The organism is Ensifer sp. 2TAB8 (genome assembly GCF_052115125.1).
Classification (GTDB): domain Bacteria; phylum Pseudomonadota; class Alphaproteobacteria; order Rhizobiales; family Rhizobiaceae; genus Ensifer.
The window spans coordinates 84,984-102,334 of record NZ_JBFRGB010000014.1 but is presented as its reverse complement, the minus strand read 5'-3'; the positions used below and the strand labels follow the sequence as shown (position 1 = coordinate 102,334).

Annotated in this window: 17 protein-coding genes; 11 read left to right on the top strand and 6 right to left on the bottom strand. The window is 64.9% G+C overall.

Annotation, left to right across the window (positions count from 1 at the left end; all coding sequences use genetic code 11):
• Positions 1 to 29: 29 nt before the first annotated feature.
• From AB4Z53_RS22210 to AB4Z53_RS22200, 3 genes are read right to left on the bottom strand one after another with little or no spacing between them, the layout of a single operon-like run.
• The gene (locus AB4Z53_RS22210) at positions 30 to 1,289 is read right to left on the bottom strand and encodes a CCA tRNA nucleotidyltransferase (protein WP_441597731.1); all 1,260 of its coding nucleotides are present in this window, start codon (positions 1,287 to 1,289) and stop codon (positions 30 to 32) included.
• Positions 1,286 to 1,918, bottom strand: coding sequence for a CoA pyrophosphatase (locus AB4Z53_RS22205; RefSeq protein WP_441597730.1), 633 nt, complete (start codon positions 1,916 to 1,918; stop codon positions 1,286 to 1,288). Before AB4Z53_RS22205 ends, AB4Z53_RS22210 begins: the two co-directional genes overlap by 4 nt.
• Entirely contained in the window at positions 1,915 to 2,538 is a 624-nt protein-coding gene (locus AB4Z53_RS22200) for a DUF1285 domain-containing protein (protein WP_113535488.1), read from the bottom strand. Before AB4Z53_RS22200 ends, AB4Z53_RS22205 begins: the two co-directional genes overlap by 4 nt.
• Before the next feature lie 170 nt (positions 2,539 to 2,708).
• On the opposite strand from AB4Z53_RS22200, the gene AB4Z53_RS22195 reads away from it, so the two are divergent.
• The 6 genes from AB4Z53_RS22195 to AB4Z53_RS22170 are packed head-to-tail and all read left to right on the top strand — an operon-like array spanning position 2,709 to position 10,469.
• Positions 2,709 to 3,722, top strand: coding sequence for an AAA family ATPase (locus tag AB4Z53_RS22195; RefSeq protein WP_113535489.1), 1,014 nt, complete (start codon positions 2,709 to 2,711; stop codon positions 3,720 to 3,722).
• Between the two features lie 2 nt (positions 3,723 to 3,724).
• Positions 3,725 to 4,645, top strand: coding sequence for a DUF58 domain-containing protein (locus tag AB4Z53_RS22190; RefSeq protein WP_113535490.1), 921 nt, complete (start codon positions 3,725 to 3,727; stop codon positions 4,643 to 4,645).
• Positions 4,642 to 7,467: a DUF4159 domain-containing protein gene (locus AB4Z53_RS22185; protein ID WP_441597729.1), complete on the top strand. Its 2,826-nt coding sequence runs from the start codon at positions 4,642 to 4,644 to the stop codon at positions 7,465 to 7,467. Before AB4Z53_RS22190 ends, AB4Z53_RS22185 begins: the two co-directional genes overlap by 4 nt.
• Before the next feature lie 10 nt (positions 7,468 to 7,477).
• Positions 7,478 to 9,547 carry a hypothetical protein gene (locus tag AB4Z53_RS22180; RefSeq protein ID WP_441597728.1) on the top strand — a complete coding sequence of 690 codons (2,070 nt, stop codon included), beginning with the start codon at positions 7,478 to 7,480 and terminating at the stop codon, positions 9,545 to 9,547.
• Entirely contained in the window at positions 9,544 to 10,038 is a 495-nt protein-coding gene (locus AB4Z53_RS22175) for a GNAT family N-acetyltransferase (RefSeq protein WP_291162136.1), read from the top strand. The genes AB4Z53_RS22180 and AB4Z53_RS22175 overlap by 4 nt, the downstream gene beginning before the upstream one ends.
• 8 nt (positions 10,039 to 10,046) lie before the next feature.
• The gene (locus tag AB4Z53_RS22170; RefSeq protein ID WP_441597727.1) at positions 10,047 to 10,469 is read left to right on the top strand and encodes a GNAT family N-acetyltransferase; all 423 of its coding nucleotides are present in this window, start codon (positions 10,047 to 10,049) and stop codon (positions 10,467 to 10,469) included.
• Positions 10,470 to 10,471: 2 nt separating this feature from the next.
• Here AB4Z53_RS22170 and AB4Z53_RS22165 read toward each other — a convergent pair whose 3' ends face one another.
• Positions 10,472 to 11,017, bottom strand: a complete 546-nt coding sequence (locus tag AB4Z53_RS22165) for a GNAT family N-acetyltransferase (RefSeq protein WP_113535495.1) — start codon at positions 11,015 to 11,017, stop codon at positions 10,472 to 10,474.
• A gap of 254 nt (positions 11,018 to 11,271) precedes the next feature.
• Here AB4Z53_RS22165 and AB4Z53_RS22160 point away from each other — a divergent pair, with 254 nt between their 5' ends.
• Positions 11,272 to 12,249, top strand: coding sequence for a glutathione S-transferase family protein (locus AB4Z53_RS22160; protein WP_441597726.1), 978 nt, complete (start codon positions 11,272 to 11,274; stop codon positions 12,247 to 12,249).
• Positions 12,250 to 12,279: 30 nt separating this feature from the next.
• Here AB4Z53_RS22160 and AB4Z53_RS22155 read toward each other — a convergent pair whose 3' ends face one another.
• Positions 12,280 to 12,747 (bottom strand): NUDIX domain-containing protein, encoded by a 468-nt coding sequence (locus tag AB4Z53_RS22155; protein ID WP_113535497.1) that lies wholly within the window; start codon positions 12,745 to 12,747, stop codon positions 12,280 to 12,282.
• Between the two features lie 110 nt (positions 12,748 to 12,857).
• Between AB4Z53_RS22155 and AB4Z53_RS22150 the strand changes: the two genes are divergently transcribed.
• Positions 12,858 to 13,760 carry a metallophosphoesterase family protein gene (locus AB4Z53_RS22150; RefSeq protein ID WP_113535498.1) on the top strand — a complete coding sequence of 301 codons (903 nt, stop codon included), beginning with the start codon at positions 12,858 to 12,860 and terminating at the stop codon, positions 13,758 to 13,760.
• Between the two features lie 230 nt (positions 13,761 to 13,990).
• The gene (locus tag AB4Z53_RS22145) at positions 13,991 to 14,542 is read left to right on the top strand and encodes a tetratricopeptide repeat protein (protein ID WP_162768597.1); all 552 of its coding nucleotides are present in this window, start codon (positions 13,991 to 13,993) and stop codon (positions 14,540 to 14,542) included.
• A 72-nt stretch (positions 14,543 to 14,614) separates the two neighbouring features.
• On the opposite strand, the gene AB4Z53_RS22140 is transcribed toward AB4Z53_RS22145, so the two are convergent.
• Positions 14,615 to 15,550, bottom strand: coding sequence for a DUF3313 domain-containing protein (locus tag AB4Z53_RS22140; protein ID WP_162768598.1), 936 nt, complete (start codon positions 15,548 to 15,550; stop codon positions 14,615 to 14,617).
• Between the two features lie 375 nt (positions 15,551 to 15,925).
• On the opposite strand from AB4Z53_RS22140, the gene AB4Z53_RS22135 reads away from it, so the two are divergent.
• On the top strand, positions 15,926 to 16,444 hold the full coding sequence (locus AB4Z53_RS22135) for an RNA polymerase sigma factor (protein WP_113535500.1): 519 nt from the start codon (positions 15,926 to 15,928) through the stop codon (positions 16,442 to 16,444).
• A gap of 3 nt (positions 16,445 to 16,447) precedes the next feature.
• Positions 16,448 to 17,275: an anti-sigma factor family protein gene (locus AB4Z53_RS22130; protein ID WP_441597725.1), complete on the top strand. Its 828-nt coding sequence runs from the start codon at positions 16,448 to 16,450 to the stop codon at positions 17,273 to 17,275.
• The last annotated feature ends 76 nt before the right edge of the window (positions 17,276 to 17,351 follow it).

Genomic DNA, 17,351 nt, shown 5'->3' with positions numbered 1-17,351 from the left:
GTCCGGCCAAGGCGGCGCAAGCCGTTCGATCAATCCGGCTGCACCATCGCCTCAAGCCGGGCGACGAGGTTTTCCCGGTCGAGATTGAAGTTGCGCTCGATCCAGAGATTTTCGAGTTCGCCGAGGATTTCCCCCACGCGCGGGCCGGCTGGCACGCCGGCCTTCAAGACGTCGCCGCCGTTCAGCGGGAAGCTTGGCCGCTTCCAAGCCTCGGCGCGCGCCAACAGCCGGCGCAGCGCCGCAGTCTCCGAGAGCAACGCCGGATCACCTTCCGACTTGCGCCGCGCCGTTGCCAGCGCCAGCCGCAACCGCACGACGATCCCTTCCACGCCATGACGATAGAGCAGCCGGTCAAAAGCGGTATCGACGGTCGCCGGGGGGATCGCCGGCGCCTTTGCCCAGCGGTCGAAATAGGCGGCTTCGGCCTTCGACAGGCGCAGACGCTCGGCCATCGCTTCCAGCCGTTCCCCGTCCGGCGGCACGATCGCAGCCAGGCGCAGGAGCGGATCCGGTGCCCAACCGAAGGCCCGCTCGGCGGCAACGAGTTCCGGGATCGCGTCGATCCCCCACTTTTCCGTTTCCGGCAGGATTTCGGTCAGCACACCGGCCTGGCGCATCCACAAAAGTGCGCGGCCGGGATCGGCGGCGGAAAGCAGTTTCTTCGTTTCGGCCCAGACCCGTTCGGCCGAAAGGGTCACAAGTTTCGATCGTGCCCTGGCGCAGGCGCGCAGGCCATCGGCATCCGGCCGGCCTTGGCCGTAATGGGCGAAGAAACGGAAGAAGCGCAGAATGCGCAGATAGTCCTCGGCGACACGCTCGCTGGCATCGCCGATAAAGCGTAGCGTGCGCGTCTCGATGTCGGCGAGCCCGCCGACATCGTCGAACACCTCGCCGCGCTCGTTCGCATAGAGTGCGTTGATGGTGAAATCCCGCCGTTCGGCATCCGCCTTCCAGTCGGTGCCGAAGGCGACTTCCGCGCGGCGGCCGTCAGTTGATACGTCGCGGCGCAGCGTCGTCACCTCATAGGGCGTCCCGTCGATGACAAGCGTCACCGTGCCGTGGTCGATGCCCGTCGGCACCACCTTGATGCCTGCCGCCTTCGCCCGCTCGGAGACTTCTTCCGGACGCCAGGTGGTGGCCATGTCGATATCGCCGGCCGGCAGGCCCATCAGGCTGTTGCGCACGGCACCGCCGACGACCCGGACCTCGCCACCCTCGACATTCAGGACCTCGAAAACGCGGCGCAGAGACGGCGCTGAAAACCAGCCTTCGCCGGCAACGGAAGTCATGCGTAAAGCCTTTCATAGAGCATGCGGAGAATGCCGGCGGTGATACCCCAGATGTTGTGGTCGCCATAGGGCATTCGGTAGAAATGACGTTCCTCGCCCTGCCAGTGCCCACGCCCACGGGCGTGATTGCCGGGGTTCATCAGGAAGGACAGCGGCACCTCGAAGACGCTTTCGACCTCGTCCGGATTGGCGATCAGCTCGAAGCCGGGCTTCACCACTGCCAGCACCGGGGTGATGCGAAAACCGGACATCGCCATGTAATGCGGCAGCCGGCCGATGGTTTCGACGAACCGCGGATCAAGGCCGATTTCCTCCTGCGCCTCGCGCAGCGCCGCCCCCTCGACCGACCGGTCCTCTGGATCGACGGCACCGCCGGGAAAGGCGACCTGGCCGGAATGCTTGCGCAGGCTAGCCGTGCGCTGGGTGAGTATGACATGCGCATCGTCGCCATCGTCGACGACGGGCACGAGGACTGCGGCGTCCTTCAGGTGCAGCGTCTCCAGATAGGGCACCATGCCGGGATTGAGCAGGAAGTCGCCATGGTCGCGCCAGGAGGTCTCGATCGGTCCGCCCATCTGGGTCAGCGCGCGTCGACGAAACTCGTCAGCAGAGAAGAGATGCCGGTTCATCGCGACAGCGCTTCCAGCTCGGCCGCCGGCATGATCGGGAAGACGGCGCCGCCCGAGCGCACGCAGAACATTTCGATGCCGTCGACGACAACGGTCTCTCCAAGTTCGACGATGTCATACATGACCGGCCGCGACACCAGCGCCTCCAGGCGCCCGCGCACATGCAGGTAAGGCTTCAGCTCGCGGTTCTCGCCGTGGACGACAAAACGCAACGGATGATCCGGCCCGGCTTCGACCACATCGCCGACATTGGTGCGGAAGGTCAGGACCTGGCCCTTCTCCCCTTCGGTCACGCTCATCTCGACTGCGACGAAGGGCGCATCGACGATGCGGATACCGACTTTTTCCACAGGAGTAACGAGATAGGTGCGCCCGTCCTCGTCCTTGCGCAAAACGGTGGAAAACAGCCTGACCAAGGGCTGCCGACCGATCGGTGTGCCCAGATAGAACCAGGTTCCGTCGGCGCGGATCTCCATGTCGATGTCGCCGCAGAACGGCGGATTCCAACGATCCACCGGCGGCAGGCCGCGCGCCTTTTCGCCGGTCTGCCCGGCGGCACGGGCAATCAATGCCGCCAGTCCGGCGGCATCGCCGGTTTGCTGAATTTCGGCTTCTGCCATTGTTCCGTCCCGTTTGACCTCGATTTTGCATCGAGACCTTTGATATCTCACGAGATAGTGCGTCGGCGCCGACTTGTCAGCCGTCCGGCAGGGTCTAAATTGGAATTTGGCGACTGAAATCCCGGTATAGGGCGATTCGGTTTAACAACGGGCGACCGGGGAGTACGACCATGACTGTGATGAAGGGCGCGACCGACGCGATCGACGAGAAGGCGATTGTCGCTGCGGCGGAAAGCGCGCTCGCGGAAATCGCCCGGGTGCGTGCGGAAGTCGGAAAGGTCATCTTCGGCCAGGAAAGCGTAGTCGAGCAGACCCTGCTCGCCGTCCTCTCCGGCGGCCATGCCCTGCTCGTCGGCGTTCCAGGCCTTGCCAAGACGAAGCTCGTCGCCACGCTCGGCACCGTGCTCGGGCTCAATTCGAGCCGCGTGCAGTTCACGCCCGACCTGATGCCGTCCGACATCCTCGGCTCGGAAGTCATGGACCAGGATGCGGCCGGCCATCGCTCGTTCCGCTTCATTCCCGGCCCGATCTTCACGCAATTGCTGATGGCCGACGAAATCAACCGCGCCTCGCCGCGCACGCAATCGGCGCTGCTGCAGGCGATGCAGGAGTATCACATCACCGTGGCCGGAGCGCGCAAGGACCTGCCGCAGCCCTTCCATGTGCTCGCCACCCAGAACCCGCTGGAGCAGGAAGGTACCTATCCCCTGCCCGAGGCGCAGCTCGACCGCTTCCTGATGCAGGTCGACGTCGGCTATCCCGATCTCGCCGCCGAACGGCAGATCCTGCTCGAAACCACCGGCGTCGGCGAAGCGACCGCCCATCCCGTGATCGATGCCGCCCGCCTTCAGCAGATCCAGGGCCTCATCCGCCAGATGCCGGTTGGCGAAAAGGTGGTCGATGCGATCCTGGCGCTGGTGCGCTCCGCCCGCCCCGGCAATGGCAACGCCGCCACCGACAAGAATGTCGCCTGGGGTCCGGGCCCCCGCGCCGGCCAGGCGCTGATGCTCTGCGCCCGCGCCCGTGCGCTTTATGACGGCCGCCTGGCACCATCGATCGACGACATCCTGGCCCTTGCCGAGCCCGTGCTTCAGCACCGCATGGCGCTCACCTTCGCCGCCCGTGCCGAAGGCATGACCGTGCGCGACGTCATCGCCGACCTGGTGAAGCAGGCCAGAGGCTAAGCATGGCCACCGTCGGGCACATAGTCTCGCGTACTCCCGCCAGTGAAGTGCTTTCACGTGCGCAGCAGCGCGCCGTGCTCGTTCCCGATTGTCTGGTCGAGGCGCGCCGGATCGCCAACACCGTGATCTCCGGCTGGCACGGACGGCGCAAGCGCGGTATCGGTGAGAACTTCTGGCAGTTCCGGCCCTATAGCGACGGCGAGAGCATGTCGCGCATCGACTGGCGGCGCTCCGCCCGCGACGACCATACCTATGTCCGCGACCGCGAATGGGAGGCCGCTCACACGATCTGGCTATGGGCGGATCTCTCCCCGTCGATGATGTACAAATCGAAGCTCGGCGCCGTCTCCAAGGAAAGCCGTGCGCTCGTGCTGATGCTGGCGCTCGCCGAGATTCTCGCCCGTTCCGGCGAACGCATCGGCTGCCCCGGCATCATGGAGCCGATATCGGCTCGCAACGCCGCCGAACGGCTGGCAACCGCAATCATGCTGAGCCCGCTGGCGGAAGGCCTTCCAGAGACCGGGATGATCCGCAGCGCCAGCGATCTGGTGCTGATCGGCGACTTTCTCGATCCGGCGGAAAAGATCATGGATCGCCTGGGTCCGCTGGCCAAGCGCGGCCTGCGCGGCCATGTGGTCGAGATCGCGGACCCCGCAGAAGAGGTGTTCCCCTATAGCGGCCGCACCGAGTTCACCGACCCGGAGACCGGCGAGAAGCTGACGGCTGGCCGCGCCGAGGTGCTGCGTGAAGACTATCAGCGCGCCTATGTCAGCCGCCGCGACAGCCTGGGCGTGACGCTCCGCCATCTCGGCTGGACCTTCACGCCGCACAGGACCGACCGGCCCGCCTCCGAAGCGCTCGTCGCCGTGCACACCTATCTCTCCGGCATGCCGGGACGCGCGACGCACGGGGGCCAGCTATGAGCAGCCTGCCCCTCCTCTTCACCAACCCCGCCATCCTCGCCGCCCTGGTTGCCCTGCCGGTGATCTGGTGGCTGCTGCGCATGACGCCGCCAAGGCCCGCGGCCGAAGTCTTCCCGCCGCTGCGCATCCTGGCGTCCGTGATGAAGCGCGAGGAAACCCCGGCACAAAGCCCCTGGTGGCTGACGCTGCTGCGCATGCTGCTGGCGGCCGCCGTGATACTGGCGATCGCCGATCCGGTGTTCAATCCGCGCCAGAACACGCTTTCGTCCGCCGGCCCGCTCGCGCTCGTCATCGACAACAGCTGGGCGACCGTCTCCGACTGGGATCGGCGGGTCGAGGCTGCCAATGCGCTCATCGACGATGCGGAAGCGAAGGATTTGCCGGTCTCGATCGTCTTTACGACCGACCGCCAGCACGATGCGACGCCGGCCTCCGCCACCACTGCACGAGACCGTCTCGCGGCGGCACAGCCGCAACCCCTTCCCGCCGTGCGCGATCGCGCGCTTGCCGCCATGAAAGCCGCCCTCTCGGGCTCGCCGCCGGGAACGCTCGCCTTCCTCAGCGACGGGATCGAGGCCGGCGACGGCCAGACGATGCGCCAGGTCGCGGAGATCGGTGCTGCGAATGTCCGCCGGATCGAAGGCAATGCGGAAAGCGCCATCGCACTGACATCCGCAACCAATGAAAACGAGGGCATGCGGGTCACCGCATCGCGGCTGCCGATCGGCGAGCCGCGCGCCTACTACGTCTTTGCCCGCGACGCGCGCGGCACCGCGATTGCCGAAGGTGAACTTCGCTTCGGCGCCGGCGCCACGACGGCAAATGCTCTCCTGAAAGCACCCTTCGAGCTGCGCAACGATTTCGCGCGTCTGACGATCGAGGGGCAGGCAACGGCCGGTGGCATCCACCTGCTCGACGACGGCAATCGCCGCCGCCGCGTGGCGCTTCTCAGCGGCGAGGTTCACCAGTCGCAGCCGCTGCTTTCGCCGCTCTATTACATCAAGCGGGCACTCGAACCGCATGCCGACCTGATCGAACCCAGAGAGGAAGCGATCGGCAAGGCGATTGCCGAGCTTCTCGCGCAAAATCCGTCGATCCTGGTGATGGCCGACGTCGGCCGGCTGCCGGATGAAAGCTATCCTGTGGTGACGCGCTGGCTGGAAAATGGCGGCATGCTCGTTCGCTTCGCCGGCCCACGGCTGGCCGGCGCCCCTGCCGACGACCCGCTCGTCCCGGTCGTGCTGAGGCAGGGCGAACGGTCCCTCGACGGCGCACTCTCCTGGTCGGAGCCGCAGCCGCTCGCCGACTATCCGTCGTCCAGCCCCTTTGCCGGCCTCGAGCATCCGCGCGACGTCCTCGTCAAGCGCCAGGTTCTCGCGCAGCCGACACCGGACCTCGCGGAACGGACCTGGGCAAATCTCGCCGATGGCACGCCTTTGGTCACGACGGCCGAACGCGGACGTGGCCGCATCGTGCTCTTCCATGTGAGCGCCGATCCGAGCTGGTCGAACCTGCCGATCTCGGGCTCCTTCGTCGACATGCTGCGCCGGTCCATTCAGCTTTCGCGCGCGGGCGGCGTTGCCGGCGACCAGACGAGCAAGGCGCAGACTCTGCCGCCCTATCGACTGCTGAACGCCCGAGGCGAACTGACCACGGAAACAGGCAGCGCCCGTCCGCTCGAGATCGCCCCCGGAGTTCCGCCGACCGTGTCGGCTGACACGCCGCCCGGCCTCTACGGCTCGGAGGAGGGTTTCGTTGCCAACAATCTGCTCCCGGACGGCGGCAGTCTTGCTCCGATCAGAGGCAGTCTCGTCAGCGAGCGCGCGGAAGGACTGGAAGGTGTGCGCCCATTCTCGATCCGCCCCTACCTCTTCGGGCTCGCGCTGATGCTTTTCCTGATCGACACGCTGATCGTGCTCTATATGGCAGGCGGCCTCACCGGGTTGCGCGGTCGTGGAAGCCGTGGCGCCGCCGCGGCCACCGTTCTGGCCACCCTAGGCCTTGCGACGCTTGGCTTCGCGGCGCTCGCCCCCACGGTTGCTCACGCGCAGGACAGCCAGCCGAGCGACGAGCAGACACTGCGGCGGCTCGACACAACCCACCTCGCCTATGTCATCACCGGCGAGGCCGAGGTCGACCGCCTGTCCGAGCAGGGCCTTGTTGGCCTCAGCAATTACCTGACCTATCGCACGGCCCTGGAACCGGGGGCGCCCGTCGGCGTCGACCTGGAACAGGACGAACTGGCGTTCTATCCGATCATCTATTGGCCGGTTTCGGCCACGGCGCCGATGCCGAGCAGCCGGGTGATGAGCCGGATAGACGCCTATATGCGCAACGGCGGGACCGTGCTCTTCGATACGCGCGACCAGTTCTCGTCGCTGACGCCTTCGGCCGCCGGCGACAGCCCCAATGTGCAGCGCCTGCAGGAAATGCTGAATGGCCTCGACATTCCGCCGCTGGAACCTGTGCCCGCGGACCACGTCCTGACCAAGGCCTTCTACCTGCTTTCGAATTTTCCCGGCCGCTACACCGAGAGCCAGTTGTGGGTGGAAGCCGCCCCCAATGACGCGCAGGAACAGAGCAACCGGCCGGTGCGCGGCGGCGATGGCGTCACGCCGATCATGATCACCGGCAACGACTTCGCCGGCGCCTGGGCCGTCGACGCCAACGGCGCACCGCTTCTGCCGACGGTGCCGCCGGACGAAATGCAGCGCGAATATGCCTTTCGGGCGGGCGTCAACATCATGATGTATATGCTGACCGGCAACTACAAGTCCGATCAGGTGCATGTGCCGGACCTCCTCCAAAGGCTTGGGCAGTGAGGGCTGATCGATGACTTATGGTTTTGCTCCGCTGCTTCCGCTGATGTTCTTCGTGCCGCTGCTGATCGTCGCGGCCCTGTTCATCGGCTTTGGCCTGTGGCGAAAGGTACGCGGCGCCTGGCTGCGCGCCCTCGCCTTGGCGGCACTTGCCCTGGCGATCGCCAACCCCTCCATCTTCGTCGAACTGCGTGACCCGCTCTCGACGATCGTCGCGATTGTCGTCGACCGCAGCCAGAGCCAGCAGAATGGCGACCGCACCGCGCAGACCGATCGTGCGGTCGAGGGCTTGAAGGCGCGACTGGCGGCGATACCGCTGATCGAGCCCCGCATCGTCGAGGCCAAGTCGAATCCGGCGAGCGTGTCGCCGGCAACCAATCTCTTCTCCACGCTTGCGACATCACTCGCAGACGTCCCACCCGCGCGCATCGGCGGCGCCATTTTCGTGACCGATGGCCAGATCCATGACGTGCCGGATGTCAGCCGCAAGCTCGGCTTCGACGCCCCGATCCATGGCCTGATCACCGGCAAGCCTGATGAGTTCGACCGGCGCGTCGAGCTCATCAACCCGCCACGCTTCGGCATCGTCGGTGAAGAGCAGAAGCTCTCCTTCCGGGTTGTCGACGACGGTGCCGCACCTGGCGGGACCGCCGAAGTCAGTATCCGCCTCAACGGCAACGAGATCGCCCGGGAACGGGCCGAGCCGGGCACCGACGTTCCCTTCAGCTTCAAGGTGCCGCGCGGCGGCAACAACGTGCTCGAATTTGCGGTGGACGCCGTTCCCGGCGAAGTGACCACGACCAACAACCGCGCGGTCCACGTGCTCGACGGCATTCGCGAAAATCTGCGCGTGCTGCTCGTCTCCGGCGAACCACATGCCGGTGAACGTGCCTGGCGCAACCTCTTGAAGTCCGACGCGGCGGTCGATCTGGTGCACTTCACCATTCTGCGTCCGCAGGAAAAGCAGGACGGCACCCCGATCAACGAACTGTCGCTGATCGCCTTCCCGACCCGCGAACTGTTCGTCGACAAGATCAACGAGTTCGACCTGATCATCCTCGATCGCTACCAGCATCGCGGCCTCTTGCCGATCCTCTACTACGACAACATCGCGCAATATGTGGAGAATGGCGGAGCGCTTCTGATTGCGGCCGGGCCGGAACATGCCGGCGACGACTCGATCGCCGCAACGCCGCTTTCTGCCGTCCTTCCGGCCGCGCCCACGGGCGTGATGAACGAGAAGGCGTTCTTCCCCCGCCTGTCGGAGGAAGGCAAGAAGCACCCGGTCACCCGCGGTCTCGAAGGCTCTGATAGCGAACCGCCGCACTGGGGCCGCTGGTTCCGTACGGTCGATGTCGACAGGCCGCAGGGCAATACGGTGATGGAAGCCGCCGACGGCAAGCCGCTGCTGGTGCTCAACCGCGTGGGCAAGGGCCGCGTCGCCATGCTGCTCTCAGACCAGGGCTGGCTCTGGGCGCGCGGCTTCGAAGGTGGCGGTCCCCACGTCTCGCTCTATCGCCGCACCGCCCACTGGCTGATGCAGGAACCCTCGCTCGAGGAAGAAGCGCTGACCGCGCGCGCCAGAGGCCGGACGCTTGAAATTACCCGCCAGACGATCGACGGCGACCCCGGCCCCGTTTCCCTCGTTTCGCCCTCGGGCCAGAAGCAGGACGTGAAGCTGACCGAGCGCCAACCGGGTCTCTATTCGGCCGAACTCGCCACGACCGAGACCGGCCTGTTCGAGATGACCAACGGCGAACTCACGGCGCTCGCACATGTCGGCGATCCCAATGCGCCGGAGTTCAAGGCGGCGATCTCGACCGAAGACAAGTTGCGCCCCTGGGCGCAGAAGACCAAAGGCCTGGTGCGGCGTCTCGCAAGCGCCGACGGCCCGCTCGATCTGCCGACGGTGCTGCCGGTCAGAGGCTCGATACGCTCGGCCGACGATCAGCGCCTCTCCATTCGCATGACGGATGAAACCGTATTGAAGGGCATCAACTCGCTGCCGCTGTTCACCGGGCTTCTCGGGCTTGCAGCGCTGCTCTTCCTGATCTCGGCCACTTGGTATCGCGAGGGACGATGACCAATCAGACCATTGTCGTCAGCGATATTCGCAACGCACCGCATTTCTTCGACACCGTCGCCGACCGCATCTGGCGCGCCTGGTGGGAACCGCACGGCTTCCCGCTGGACCACATCACCGGCCTGCTCAAGGCAAGCCTTGCCGAAGGCGCGGAGCAACTCTGCCTCGTCGCGCATGCCGGAGATCGCTTCGTCGGCACCGCCTCGGTCATCGCTTCGGATCTCGAAGAGCGGCCGGACCTCACCCCTTGGGTGGCGGCCGTCTGGGTCGATCCGCCCTTCCGCGGAGCAGGCGTCGGCGGCGACATCGTGTTGAAGGCAGCCCATGCCGCTCTCGGTACCGGCGCAGATGCCGTCCATCTCTGTGCCCTCCCCGGCAAGCGTGCCTTCTACGAGCGCCTCGGCTGGCGGCTCGACGAGAGCGACGTGGGCGAAGACGGGCTCGACGTCTTCAGCATGGGCCGCGGCTCACATCGCCGCGCATCTATCTAGGGGTTTCGATGTTCGAGGTAACGGACGCGCCTCCGCCCGAGGCGCTAGAAGCGATCGGCAACGGCCTCACCGCCTTCAACGCGGCCGATGTCGGCCCGTCGGAGCGGCGACCACTCGCCGTTCTCGTCGGCGGCCTCGAGGCACAAGGGAGACGCGGCGGCCTGAATGGCTACACCGGTTGGGGCTGGCTCTTCGTGCAATGGCTGTGGCTGCCGGAGGATCTGCGCGGACAGGGCCTTGCCGGCAAACTGCTGCAGGCGGCGGAAGACGAAGCTCGACGCCGCGGTTGCCACAGCGCCTGGATCGACACCTTCAACCCGCAAGCCCGGCGCGCCTACGAACGCCAGGGCTACGCAGTCTTCGGCGAATTGCCGGACTTCCCCATCGGCCGCACCCGGGTCTTCCTGAAGAAATCCCTCGCCGCAGGCTAATGTCAGACGGCGAGCGGCAGCTCGAGCGGCGCGGCAAGCGCCAGTGCGTCATCCCGCCAGCCGATGATACCCGCAAGACCGGCGTGCACGCCTTCGGCCATCGGCACGACGAGCACCCGCGCGGGATCGACCGGCCCGGGAAACTCAAGCGCTCCGTAACGCACCTTTTCGAAACCGAGCGGCTGATAATAGGGCGGGTCGCCGACGAGGATCACCGCTTCCGAACCGTTCCGCCGCGCCGCCTCGACGGCGATGCGCACCAGTTCCCGGCCGATCCCCATGTTCTTGTGCGATGGCCGCACGGCGAGCGGCCCGAGCAGATGGCCCATAATCGAACCGGCCATCACAGGCGTCATCCGAACCGATGCGATCGTCTCGCCGTTGTCGGCGCAGATGAACGAGAGAGACCGGTCATGCGGCCCCTGCTCCCGAATACGCGCGGCCGCCCGCGCAAACCGGCCGGGGCCAAAGGCTTCTTCATTGATGATTTCGATGGCGGCGTCATGGGACGCGTCTTCGGTCAGGTAGACGAGATCGTGCTTTTTCATGGGATCGAGAAACCAGGCGTGCGGACAGACATAGGGATGGCTTCGCCCGAAGTGGGCGTTGGCAGCATCAGCGTCGTCGCAGGTTTCCCGAGATCATCAGTGCGTTTCTTCCGGCACAAAAAAAGTTGTGAGATCGCCGATATCAGAAAAATGCCCTCTGTCAAAGCCTAAAACGCACTGTTCCGAATTCGCTACCTATCGGAGGCCGCTGGAAGCGCTATCTATTGACGCAACGATAATGAAGGAGTTTTCCCATGGGTAGATTGGTGGACGGCGTCTGGCAGGACGTCTGGTACGACACCGTGGCAACGAACGGCCACTTCAAGCGCAGCGCTTCGCAGTTCCGCAACTGGGTGACCGCGGACGGTTCGGCCGGGCCGAGCGGCGACGCCGGCTTCAAGGCAGAGGCCGGGCGCTATCATCTCTATGTCTCGCTCGCCTGTCCCTGGGCGCACCGCACGCTGATCTTCCGCAAGCTGAAGAAGCTCGAGGACCTGATCTCCGTTTCGGTCGTCGATCCGCTGATGCTCGCCCAGGGCTGGGAGTTCAAGGACGGCGGCATCGGCACCGGAGACCACCTCTTCGGCTCGAAGGCGCTGTGGCAGATCTATACCCGCGCTGACGCCAACTATTCCGGCCGCGTGACCGTCCCCGTCCTCTGGGACAAGAAGCAGAACACCATCGTCTCGAATGAATCCTCCGAGATCATCCGGATGTTCAATTCCGCCTTCGATGGCCTCACCGGCTCGACGCTCGATTTCTATCCGGAAGAGCTGCGCGGCGAAATCGATGCCTTGAACACCGACGTCTACAACGACGTCAACAACGGTGTCTACAAGGCCGGCTTCGCCACCACGCAAGGCGCCTACGAGGAAAGCGTTGCCGCCCTCTTCGCGCGTCTCGACATGCTGGAGGAACGCCTCGCCTCACACCGCTACCTGACCGGCAGCCGCCTCACCGAGGCTGACTGGCGCCTGTTCACGACGCTGGTGCGCTTCGATCCAGTCTATGTCGGCCACTTCAAGTGCAACATCCGCCGCATCGCCGACTATCCGAACCTGCAGGGTTACCTCAGGGAGCTCTACCAGGTGCCTGGCGTGGCCGAGACGGTCGACATGCGTCACATCAAGGAGCACTACTACCGCAGCCACACGACCATCAACCCGACCGGTGTCGTGCCGGTGGGTCCGGTGCTAGACCTCACCGCCCCGCATGGGCGTGAGGCGCTGTAAATCGACAACGAAACGGAAAGTCGGTCGTGCCTACCAGTAGCGATCGATAGCAACGCTGCCGGCGAGCTCCGCAAGCCGGCGGCGGGTCGCCGGCGTGGTATCCTCCGGCAGCGCATCGAGCGCGAAGAAGCCACTTTCGGCAATCTCGAGATCCGGCGTCTTCGGCGCGCTCTGCCTGACACCGTCGCAGCGGTAGAAGACGACATGGTCGCGGCGGCTGGTGCGCCGATTGTAGTAGACCTGGATGAGCATCGGCGGCGCCGTCGTCTCCAGATTTCCCTCTTCGCGCAGTTCTCGCAACAATCCGTCGAGCGAGGCTTCGTCGCGGTCGAGGCCCCCGCCTGGCAGGTGCCAGCCCGGCAGATAGGAATGGCGCACGAGAAAGACCCGGCCCTCGCCGTCGAAACAGGCAGCCCGCACGCCCATCGTCATGCCGCGCGCCAGTGCATAGTAACCGTGCGCGAGCCGCATCAGGAGCCGCAGATACCAGCGCCGCATCTCCGGTGGCCGATCCTGTTCCAGACGACTTGCCCTTCCATTTCCTAGCCGCACGCGATTCATCGGGCGACCTGATTCCCCTCGGCCGGAATATGCGCTAGACGGGGGCGATGTTCAAACTTGCCCATATCTCAGATGTCCATCTCGGACCTCTACCCGAGCTATCGCTGAGGGAACTTGCGTCCAAGCGCATCACCGGCTTCGTCAACTGGCACCGCAATCGCAGCCGGCATCTCTTCACCGGCACGCTCGATTGCCTGTTGGCAGACATCGAGAAGAAGGACCCGGACCATCTGGCGATGACCGGCGATCTCGTAAACCTCGCGTCGTCGCTCGAGATCAAGGCCGTCACGGAGTGGCTAGAGGACGCGGGCAAGCCGGAGAACATTTCCATCGTTCCGGGCAACCATGACGCCTATGTGCCGGGTGCCTACGAAAAGACCACCCGCGCCTGGTATCCCTATATGCGCGGCGACGATGCGCCCGCCCATTGGCATGAGCGGCACCATTGCTTTCCCTATATGCGGGTGCGCGGACCGGTCGCGCTGATCGGCTGCTCGACCGCCGTTGCGACGCCGCCCTTTGCGGCCAGCGGATATTTCGGCCAGAGGCAGGCGCGCGAAACCGTCAACATGCTCAGGGCCGCCGGCGAAGCAGGTCTCTTTCGCATCGTCATGATCCATCACCCGCCGATCCGCGGCGCAGCCCCGATGCACAAGCGCATGATCGGCATCCGCCGCTTTGCTGCGACAATCTCGTCTGGCGGCGCGGAACTCGTCATCCACGGCCACACCCATCTCAACACCGTCTACTGGCTGAAGGGCCCGCAGGCTCCGGTCCCGGTCGTCGGCATCGCCTCCGCCTCGCAGGGGCCGGGTGGTCACAAGCCGCCGGCCGCCTACAACCTCTTCACCGTGGTGGGCGAGCCTGGAAACTGGCACCTGACGCGCGAGCGCTATGCGCTGAATGGCGACGGCGCCACCGTGACGCTCGCCGAAACGACGCGGTTCTGAGGCGACCAAGCGGACCTGCTTCGCAGAATATTCATCGCCCGGCGAATAATTTCCCGCATTCATGCGTCATACCCCGGTCGCGCTGCATGCTGGTGGCGCGCACCGTCTTCTGGCATGCTTCGTGGGTGGATCAGCCCGATGGCGGTCTCCTTTCGAAGCGTCGAAGACACGCGATCAGTTTGAAACCACGCGCGAGCCTTCGCGGGCGTGCGCGAGAAACGGGAGATGGCATGATGTACCGGAAAAGCCTGCTTTGTGCCCTGTTTGTGGCCGGCGCAACCAGCTTCATGGCGCAGGCCGTGATGGCCGCCGGCGAAGATACCAGCGAACCGCCCAAGAAGACCAAGACGACCAGCGAGTGCACCGATGGCAAGGTCTGGGACGCGAAGAAGAATGCCTGCGTCAACGCCAAGAAGAGCGACCTCAGCGACGATATCCTGTTCCAGGCCGCACGCGAGCTCGCCTATGACGGCCAGTACGAAAATTCCATCAAGGTGCTCGGCGCCGTCAAGGATCAGAAGAGCGCCCGCGTGCTCAACTATCTCGGCTATTCCAACCGCAAGGCCGGCCGCATGGAACTGGGCATGCAGTACTACAAGCGCGCGCTGCAGGCCGACGAGAACTACATCCTCGCCCGCTCCTATATGGGCCAGGCCCTGATCGAACAGGGACGCGTCGAGGAAGCCCGCGTGCAGCTCATCGAGATCCGCGATCGCGGCGGCGAAAACACCTGGGCCTACCGCGCGCTGCTGCAATCACTCGGCGGCGTGCGCCAGTACTGACCGGGCGATAATATGGACGGGCGGCGCCAGGCGCCGCCTCGATCCGAGGTGCCACGGGCACGCACCGGGACACTAGGTCTTCTTCGGCCCGCCTGCCGTCGGCCCGCTCTTCTTGGGCTCGCCTCCCTTGGACGCACTTCCCTTCGCCCCGCCTGCCGTGGCACCGCTTCCCGCAGCGTCATCAGCAATCGACTTTGCATCGTTCTTCTTCTCCGACCATTCCGGCGGCAAGCCGAGCGCGCCGCCGGCGATGCCGCCGAGACCGGATCCCTTGCCGAACACCGCGCAATCCGGATCGGTGGGTTTGCCGGTCACCGCATAAGCGACGCTGTTCTTGACGTTCTTCATCGACGGCAGCTCGAAATCGGACTTCATCGGGTCGCTCGATTTTTCCAGGAGCGCGCTGAAATCGTCGGAGAAGTCGCCGGCGAGTTCGAATGCATCGGCGGCCGTCGATGCGCGTGAACCATTAGTGAGGATGTTGGCGCCCCGCGCCCATGTCATCCCGGCAATCTGCTTGCCCCTCGCGTCGAAAGCCTCGGCCTCGACCGCGAGACTTCCAAGACCGATCGGAATGCGCGGAACCGGAACGGGAGCGACCGCCGAGGTGACGGTCGACACACCCGCGACAACGGCATTTGTCGATTTGACCTTGCTGATCACGGAGCGAACGGCCATATCGGCCGGCTTCGATATCGGCACGACATCGAATTGCGCACTCAAGGCTTCGCAGAGCGAACGGTCGATCGCGGTGGCCACCAGCTTCTTCTGCGGATCCCCGAGCTTGTCGAGATCGGCAGTGGCCGCAAAGGTCGTCGGGATCACGTGTACCGTCTTCACGTTCTTGGTCGCGGCGGCATCCACCCGATACTTCGTCTTGGTCACCATCCCGTCGCTGGCAACGAAATCCTTGTAGGACGATAGCGATCCGGTTTCGATGACCTGAGCGCTCTGGCATGCGGCGAGCCCCGCAAGCAGAGGAACCACTGCGCCAATGCGTATGGCCACGGCCCCTCGCCGAAACTGGGCTCGGCCCCATCGATCACCCGTGATCCGAGCGACATTCAATCTCTTGCTACGATGCTGTCCGTTCATTGGCGTGTCCCCGACATCGACCTGCAGTTGTGCGATGAGGTCCGGCCAGATTCGGGCCGAACTTTGACGCGATCTCGGGGCAGCGCTGCAGTTTACGGTAACGAAGCGCGTGGTTAACGGGCGCCGGCAAGCAAAAGCTTTTTGGGAAAAGACGCCATGAAGCAGCAGAATTTGCTTTCCGTTCCGGCGCTTCCCTTGCAGACTAAGGGGCAAATGTTTCATATCATCCGCCTCGTGCCCCGCACCGCGAATAAACGCACGATCCGGCACGTTTCATTTGGAAGAGCAATGCGTCCAGCGGCAGAAACGAAGGACTTCAGACGCGACTTGGTCGGCCTCCTGCCCAAATTGCGTCGGTTCGCGATGACGTTGACGCGCAACGCCAATGATGCCGACGATCTGGTTCAGGAAGCCTGTGAGCGCGCGATCACGCGCAGCCACCTCTGGAACGGAGAAGGCCGGCTGGAAAGCTGGGTCTATGCGATGACGCGCAACCTCTGGGTCGACGAGATCCGCAAGCGCAAGGTCCGCGCCGGTAGCGGCACGGTCGACGCACTCGGCCAGGAGGAGCTCAGCATCGAGCCTTCAGCCGAAAAAGCCGTCTACGCCAATCAGTTGCAGAAGATGATCCTGTCCATGCCCGAGGGCCTGGCAAGCGTGTTCCTGCTGGTCAACGTCGAAGGCCATAGCTACCGCGAGACGGCCGACATCCTCGGTATTCCGATCGGCACGGTGATGAGCAGGTTATCGACTGCGCGCCTCAGGCTTGCGGCCATGGTCTCCGAGAATACCGAAAGGAGGGCCTGACCGTTGCAACAGACAAAGGGGCACGCACTCGAAGTTCGTCTATCCGCCTATATCGACGGCGAGATCGGCGAAGCCGAACGACATGAACTCGAAGCGCTTCTCGCCCGCGACGACGACGCCAAGGCCTTGTTCGAAAAGCTGAAGGCCGGCAGCAGCTTCGGCGATACCGCCTTTGAGGATTTTCTGCATGATCCCGTGCCGCTGGCCCTGGTTCGGCAGATCAAGCAGGGTCCCGGCGCCAGTCCCAAGACCGAGCGTGTGACGGCGACAGCCGCCCGCGTCAGAAACGTACGCATCTGGCCGCGCGTGCTTGCGGCATCGGTGGCGCTGATGCTGCTCGGCGGCTCGGCCGGCTTCCTCATCGGCGCGGCCAGCAACGCAGGCCGACCGGCCGAATTGGCGGCCGCCCGCGGCTGGCTTGACGATATCGCCGACTACCACCGCGTTTACTCGCGACAGAAGGACCATCTCGTCGAGGTCCCCGCCTCCGAAGCACCCAAGATCGAGACCTGGCTTTCAGCCAGCGTCGGCGTTCCCTTCAAGATCCCGCAGCTCGGCGGCAAGGGCCTGATCTTCGAAGGCGCGCGCCTGCTGGTGGCCGACGGCAAGCCGGTGGCGCAGCTGGTCTACCGCAGTGCCGACGGAGAGATCTTCGCGATCTGTTTCCTCAAGAACACGACTGGCCCGCAGTCGGCCGATTTCGACGAGAGCATCCGCGACGATCTCGGCATGGTTTCCTGGCAGAGAGGCGGCGCCGCGTTTGTGCTCGTCGGCCCTTCCGCCCATGTCGGGATGCAGGATATCGCCGAGGCCGCCGCCGCGACGATCTGACGGCAACATTCGAATGTCAGGCATGAAAAAGCCCGCACCGGAATGCCGGTACGGGCTTTTGTTTGTTCGCCGATGC

What these genes read in the sequence shown, in the direction of transcription:
- AB4Z53_RS22200 (WP_113535488.1), bottom strand. Translation starts at nt 2,538, where the DNA reads ATGGCAGAAGCCGAAATTCAGCAAACCGGCGATGCCGCCGGACTGGCG.
- AB4Z53_RS22150 (WP_113535498.1), top strand. Translation starts at nt 12,858, where the DNA reads ATGTTCAAACTTGCCCATATCTCAGATGTCCATCTCGGACCTCTACCC.
- AB4Z53_RS22165 (WP_113535495.1), bottom strand. Translation starts at nt 11,017, where the DNA reads ATGAAAAAGCACGATCTCGTCTACCTGACCGAAGACGCGTCCCATGAC.
- AB4Z53_RS22205 (WP_441597730.1), bottom strand. Translation starts at nt 1,918, where the DNA reads ATGAACCGGCATCTCTTCTCTGCTGACGAGTTTCGTCGACGCGCGCTG.
- AB4Z53_RS22185 (WP_441597729.1), top strand. Translation starts at nt 4,642, where the DNA reads ATGAGCAGCCTGCCCCTCCTCTTCACCAACCCCGCCATCCTCGCCGCC.
- AB4Z53_RS22155 (WP_113535497.1), bottom strand. Translation starts at nt 12,747, where the DNA reads ATGCGGCGCTGGTATCTGCGGCTCCTGATGCGGCTCGCGCACGGTTAC.
- AB4Z53_RS22170 (WP_441597727.1), top strand. Translation starts at nt 10,047, where the DNA reads ATGTTCGAGGTAACGGACGCGCCTCCGCCCGAGGCGCTAGAAGCGATC.
- AB4Z53_RS22160 (WP_441597726.1), top strand. Translation starts at nt 11,272, where the DNA reads ATGGGTAGATTGGTGGACGGCGTCTGGCAGGACGTCTGGTACGACACC.
- AB4Z53_RS22190 (WP_113535490.1), top strand. Translation starts at nt 3,725, where the DNA reads ATGGCCACCGTCGGGCACATAGTCTCGCGTACTCCCGCCAGTGAAGTG.
- AB4Z53_RS22180 (WP_441597728.1), top strand. Translation starts at nt 7,478, where the DNA reads ATGACTTATGGTTTTGCTCCGCTGCTTCCGCTGATGTTCTTCGTGCCG.
- AB4Z53_RS22195 (WP_113535489.1), top strand. Translation starts at nt 2,709, where the DNA reads ATGACTGTGATGAAGGGCGCGACCGACGCGATCGACGAGAAGGCGATT.
- AB4Z53_RS22145 (WP_162768597.1), top strand. Translation starts at nt 13,991, where the DNA reads ATGATGTACCGGAAAAGCCTGCTTTGTGCCCTGTTTGTGGCCGGCGCA.
- AB4Z53_RS22175 (WP_291162136.1), top strand. Translation starts at nt 9,544, where the DNA reads ATGACCAATCAGACCATTGTCGTCAGCGATATTCGCAACGCACCGCAT.
- AB4Z53_RS22210 (WP_441597731.1), bottom strand. Translation starts at nt 1,289, where the DNA reads ATGACTTCCGTTGCCGGCGAAGGCTGGTTTTCAGCGCCGTCTCTGCGC.
- AB4Z53_RS22135 (WP_113535500.1), top strand. Translation starts at nt 15,926, where the DNA reads ATGCGTCCAGCGGCAGAAACGAAGGACTTCAGACGCGACTTGGTCGGC.